2 protein-coding genes are annotated in these 6,131 nt (G+C 69.5%); one reads left to right on the top strand and one right to left on the bottom strand.

Annotated features, from left to right (window positions below; all coding sequences use genetic code 11):
* Positions 1–476 precede the first annotated feature (476 nt).
* The gene (locus tag ACWDA7_RS49330) at positions 477–4,406 is read right to left on the bottom strand and encodes a S8 family serine peptidase (protein WP_450614316.1); all 3,930 of its coding nucleotides are present in this window, start codon (positions 4,404–4,406) and stop codon (positions 477–479) included.
* A 452-nt stretch (positions 4,407–4,858) separates the two neighbouring features.
* On the opposite strand from ACWDA7_RS49330, the gene ACWDA7_RS49325 reads away from it, so the two are divergent.
* Positions 4,859–5,857, top strand: coding sequence for a TrmB family transcriptional regulator (locus ACWDA7_RS49325; RefSeq protein ID WP_450614314.1), 999 nt, complete (start codon positions 4,859–4,861; stop codon positions 5,855–5,857).
* Positions 5,858–6,131: the final 274 nt, after the last annotated feature.

Genomic DNA, 6,131 nt, shown 5'->3' with positions numbered 1-6,131 from the left:
TTTTTCTATACCCTGCACGACCAAATAAAGTCCCGGGGAATCGTGGGGTGAATTAAAAACAGGCGGCGGCCGGCGGCGCCCCCCCCGGGGGCGGCCCGCCCTCGATGCTGGGTGCACATCCGAGCCGGCGGTGGGGCGCACACATCCGGCTCCCGCCAGCCGGGGCGGCGACATGCCGGGCCGTTCCGCCGGATGGAACCGGGCCCTGCGGTCGCGGCCGACGTGCCCGGCCGGCTGTCGGGCGTGGGATGGATGGGAAGCCGGCCGGGCCCGAACGCGGGGCACGGCGCGACGCGCAGCACCCGGTGTGGATGCGTCGATCCTGCAGAGCGTCATAAGGCGCGGACGGTGAACGGACCTGAGGCTCCCACCTGCCGAGTCCGTGATGTCGTCTCTCGTCCCCGGTCCTCCGAAAACGCCGCGGGTCCGCAGGCGCCGTGGCGCCCGCGGACCCGGTGGTCGAGCAGCGGATCGGATCAGTAGGAGAACTGCTGGATCTGGCTGCCGTCGCCTGCGTACGTCCAGCCGGTCCGGGTTGCGGGGTCGAGCTGGACGGCGCGCTCGTGATGGGCTTGGAGCCGGCCGTTGTAGGAGCCGAACAGCGGGTACTCGACGCCGGTTACGGTGCTCACCGTCTTGCCCGTCTTCAGGTCGACGACGGCGATGCGGCCCGTGGCGTTGTTGTCGCCGAAGCCGTACTGCTGGAAACCGCCCGTCGGCTTCAGGTCCGGGTACCGGAAGGCGAACAGCGCCAGGTGGTGCTCGCCGTCGACGGCGAGCGCGACGGGTGCCTGAGCCATTCCGAGATTCACCTGGTCCCCGCTGGGCAACTGCGCGAAGTACCCGGTGCCAGCGAAGTTGACGCTAAGTGAGTGGTACCACGTTTCGTAGAGGCCGCCCTTCTGGTCGGAGGCGAGGGTGTCGGCGCAAGGGATTCCCGCCTGGCTGTGGGTGACCGTTCCGCTGTCCAGGTCGACTGCGGCCATGGTGCCGGATCCACTCGAAGCCAGGCAGTTGACGCCGATCCCATTCTTCTGCGCGGAGAAGACACCGGTCGACTCGTCCACGTCCAGCAGGCCGTACGTGGTGCGGCCGTCCGGGGTGGGCTCGAGCTGGAGCGGTGTCCCCTGAGTGCCGGTTGCCGTGTCCACGGGGAGCGCGAAGCCCGCATGGTCGCTCGAGCGGTAGGCGAGCAGCGCTGCGCGGTGGCGCCTGGCGTCCACTCGCCCGCCGATTACGACGTACTGGTCGTCGACTCGGACGGGGCTGCCGACCTCGTTGCCGGTGCTCGTGTCGTAGGTCTCGAGCCACTGCTCGCCGGTGGTGGTCTGCTTGTGCAGGACCAGCGTGTGGTGGGCGGAGTCGACGCCGAACACCTCGTAGATGGAGCCGTACGCGGGGTCGCTCGTCAGCTTGCGCCCATAGGTTCCGGTGGCGGCGTTGTAGTCGTACACCGAGCCTTCGCCGGTGGGGCTTTCGACCGCCGCGACGGATGTGCCGCCGGGGACGATCGCGAAGTTGGTCAGGTTGGTGCCGTCGGGGGTCAGTCCGTCGTCGTATGCCAGCAGCGACGTCGGCGAGGCCTGCCCGAGTATCTTGCCGTGCTCGTCGACGGCGAACACTCGCAGGTCGTAGGTGGTCGATGAGGGCAGCTTGAGTGCGGCAGCGTCGAGTTCCGCCGTGCCCTGTGTGCCCTTGAGCGAGCGGTCGAGGGTGGCCGGGTTGTCCACCCCGTTGTGGTCGCGGGTGGTGCCGTTCTGGTTGCTGACCAGGTTGTACGAGTTGTACATGTTCGGTCCGGGTGCGGAGAACTCCAGCAGCGTGCCGGTGGCGCCCTTGACCTGCGATACGTCGTAGTACACCGAGAACTTCGGTGCGTTCCGGTTGATCTCCAGCAGGTGCCCGAACTCTCCGGATGCCTTCGCGGCCAGAGACGGCGCCGCCGGGCGTTGCGAGACGTCACCGCCGTTGACCCGGATCGAGGCGAACTCGCCGTATACCGGGCCGCGCTTGGAGCTGCCGGTCGGGTTCTGGAGAATACCGATTCCGTAGATGCCGCCGCCGGCGGAGAAGGCGCTGGCCGGGACGGTGACCGTGCCGCGAAGTCCCGTGAGCGGGGTGGTGTAGGAGGCGGAGAAGATGGGCGCCGCCGCGGGGTTCCAGTGGCCGACTCCCGACACGACCAACTTCGGCGAGTTGACGTTCCGTACTCCGGTGAGGTCGTAGCTCACCTGCACGGAGTGCCCCGCCTTGACCACGGGCTGGACCACCGGGGCCAACGCCTCGGCATAGCCCCCGTCGGTCGGGCCGAAGGTCAGCTCGTGGCCGGCCGAGGCCAGCACCTGGTGGCCGCGGCGCACCTCAAAGGTGAGCGAGACCTGACGGTCCGCCGCGGAGACGACCGGCAGTCCGGCCGCGGTCAGCATCTGGCTGGGTGTCAGCCGGATCGCCGGCACATCCGAGGTGAACTCGTGACTCCCGATGCGCAGCGCGTAGCTGACGCCTTCCTGGTCGGGCAGGCCGGTCACGTCGGCGCCGATGGTCACCGGCCCAACGAGGCCCTCGCCGGTGGCGCCGGCGCCCGTGCCCGGTCCGGCCAGGTCGATGCGTCCGGGGTCGGTGGCCTCGAGGAACGAGCCGCCGAGCCCGCCCGTGGTCTGGCGATGCGCCACTGAGACGCGGACGATCCGGGGCGTGCCCGTGCCGGCGTGGCTGCCGTGTGCCTTGGCCAGGACCGCCTGCACAGCGGCTGTGACGTCGAGCTGCGGGCCCACGTGCAGCGGCTGGTCGATCTGCGGCGGAGTGGGCACGGCCCGGCCGGTGCGCTCCAGCAGCGAACGGACGTCATCGGGCGACGGGTGCTGCCCGGTCAGCCGGGATGCCTGCAGCACGACAGCGGCAGCGGCCGCGATTTCGGGCGCGGACGCCGAGGTTCCTCCGCTGAGGACCTCCGCGACCGACTGCGCGGTCTGGCCCCGGTGCTCGAAGGCGGGGATGCCGTCGCTGGGCGCCGATACGTCCACCCGCGTGCCGAATCCCGAGGAGAAGATTCCGGAACCGTTGAGCCTGGTGGTCGCCCAGGTCCCGTTGGCCGACGCGGCTCCGCCGTTCTGCGGCGGAACGGACAGCGTGTCGTCGGTCGTGGTACCGCCCGCGGCGATCGCGCCGGAGTCCAACACCTTGCTGGGCGTGGTCGACAGCTGGTCGTCGTCGACCCGGGTGGTGTCGGCGGCCTTGCGCGTCACGTTGGTCGCGGTGCTGCCGCCGTCGGGGCCGACGGCCGCGTTGGTGTAGAGCCTGGTCCCGTCGTTCGACGAGACCACCACGGTGATGCCGTACTGCTTCACGATCGACGCGATCACGCTCTGCTGGACCGGGTCGTCCTCAAGGTAGCGGCCGGGGAGCCCCGCAGCGTCGGTGCCGTAGCCCAGGCTGGCGGTGATCACGTCAGGGCGCGGCTGCTGCCGTGCGGCGGCCAGCAGCGCCACCGCGATCTGGCTGAACGTCGGCTGCTGCGGGACGACGAGCCGGTACTTCGCCCCCGGGGCGATGCCTAGCAGGTCGGAGGCTCCACTGCCCTCCATGCCCGGGCGCTGCAGTTCGTGCGGAAGCGGCGCCATCACGGAGAAGTCCAGCAGCACCTCACCCAGTGCGGAGTCCTGCCCCTGGGTCGAGCCGGTCGCGTCGAGTGCGCCGGTCGCGTCCGCGGTGTAGGTGGGGATCAAGGGCATCGTGGGGATGTCCAGGTACCGCTGGCCGTTCTGGAGGACGGTTGTCGGCCCCGCTGAGCCCGGCTTCGATGTGTCGGTGAGGTCGCCGACCGAGACGTTGGTGATGGTCTCACCGGTGCCGGGCAGCTGGTCGAACTTCTGCTTGAGCACGCTGTAGGCGCCCGTCGCGTTGACGCCGCCGGCGTTGAGGAAGCTCTGCAGCGAGGTGCCGAGAGCCGCGTTGCCGGGCACACCGTCGGAGCCGGTCGCACTGCTGTCCTGCCCCTTCGCCGACGAGCCGGCCTTCCCCGCCGTGGCCTTCAGCGAGGAGGGCAGCGGCACGGAGCCGGTGTTCATCGGGGAGACGGTCTGATCGGGCTCGGCGTAGACGACACCGGGTGTGGCGGCCAGCGCCCGGGCAGCCGCCGAAGTGTCACCACCGGCGAGCTGGACGACCTGGACCTTGGACAGGTCGATCGCCCCGGTGCCCAGCTTGGCCTTGGCGGCCGAGCGCAACTGCTGGGCCTGAGCGGTCGGGAGACCCGGCACCAGGGGGCGCATGGAGACCGCGTGGGCACGGTGGAGCGCGGTGTTGACCGTGGTGTCGGAGGTCAGCGGGGTTCGGACCTGCAGATTGCGCTGCTTGCCCAGCGACTTGCCCGTCACCTGGGTGGCCGAGCCGAGGACCACAAGCACCTGGTGCGGGCTGTTCTTCGCCGACTGCGCGGGCGTGGGCTTCAGGAACGAGCGCCACGGACCGAGCGCTGAGGATCCAGGTGTGGAGGGCGACGCGCCCCCCGCAGACGTACCTTTCGCACCGGAATCAGTGGCCGCAGAGCCGGGCCCGGGGGAGCTTGAGGGAATCGCGGCCGCGGGTATCGTTACGGCCGCGGTGATGGCCACGAGCGCGACACCGACGGCACCAAGCCGTCTGCCGCGCGTGTGGGCATACGTCATGGGACACCTTTCTCAGGGAGCGAATCCGCGAGCACGGGTCCGCACCGGAAGGCTCTGCCCGCTCGAACGTGCCCAGGACAGCGCCAACTTCAGCGTGAAAGATGTCAACCGCGACCAACGAAACACAAGATTACAGGTCGGCGGATCTCTGCCAGGCGGCGGGAAGCCGCCACAGAAATTGGCGGGGCGGTATGGAATTTGGTGTGCTTGGGCTTGCGGACGAAACAGAACACGTCTACGTGGCACTGGTCCGGCAGCCTCGCTGCACCTCTTCGGAGTTGGCCGACGTTTGCGGCATGCCCGCGACCACTGTGGGAAGACTGCTGTCCAAACTGGTCAAGGTCGGGCTCGCCGTGCGGGACGCCGGACGCCCGCCACGCTTCACCGCCACTCCCCCGGATGTCGCCGTCGCCGCGCTGATAGACCAGCGCGAGCACCAGCTCAAGGAAGCACGGGCCCTGGTACAGCGGTTGACCGAGACCCACCGGGAGGCGCCCCGGATCAACCAACGCGACATGGCCGTCGAACTGCTCACCAGCCGTGAGCACATCAACGCCACCGTACGCCGACTGACTGTCGACGCCCGCCGCGAGGTGCGTGTGTGCGACCGGCCGCCCTATTTCGACGGCCCCGGCAGCAACCTCGACAGCCAGCTCCAGCAGCAGCGGCGCGGCGTGATCTACCGGGTGATCTACGACCGCGAAGCGGTGGCCTGGCCCGGCAGGCTGAACAACGACATCGTGCCCAGCATGAAGGCAGGCGAGCAGGCACGGGTACACCCTGAGTTGCCCCTCAAACTCGTCATCAGCGACGACCGGGCGGCCATCCTCCCCTTCACCCTCGGACCTGGTGGCCTGTCAGTCGCCTACCTGGTCCACCGCTCCCCCGTGCTCGTAGCCCTGGAATCGCTCTTCGAGGCACAATGGGAGCACGCAGCACCGCTATCGGGCGCCCCACTGCCACCCGGCGACGCCACCACCGCGGCGGAATCCGAGGACGCAGAGCCTGATGAGGAGACTCGGTCCCTGCTTGCCCTGCTCGCCTCCGGCCTCACCGACACGGCCATCGCGCGCGCCCAAGGCTGGAGCGAGCGGACTACCCAGCGTCGCGTCCACCAACTCATGTGCCAACTCGGCGCCTCCACCCGCTTCCAGGCCGGCCTCGCCGCCACCCGACGCGGCTGGCTATGAAACGAGCACCAGCAAGCCTGACCCCAGCCGGACAAACAACCTGCTCAACGACCCGAACCAGAGTTTTCACACGGGACACGCTGAACCGCCCTGCAACCCGAAGCAACATGACCATGAGGACGGCCGACCACCGGATCCGCAGGCGTTCTGCCAGGCGTATCACACGGGCGATCCCGCGATCCGGCGGCGCTCCAGGCCGTCGCAGCGCAAGAACCGGACATTGACGGCGGAGCCGAACGCCGTGCACCGGGCCGTGGACCAGCTGGGCCACGGC

This window comes from Streptomyces sp. NPDC001156, from assembly GCF_053598275.1.
The sequence above is the reverse complement of the archived record's forward strand: the minus strand, read 5'-3'. Positions and strand labels throughout refer to the sequence as shown.

Excerpts from the sequence above, each read along its gene's own strand:
- ACWDA7_RS49325 (WP_450614314.1), top strand. The coding sequence starts at position 4,859 with ATGGAATTTGGTGTGCTTGGGCTTGCGGACGAAACAGAACACGTCTAC.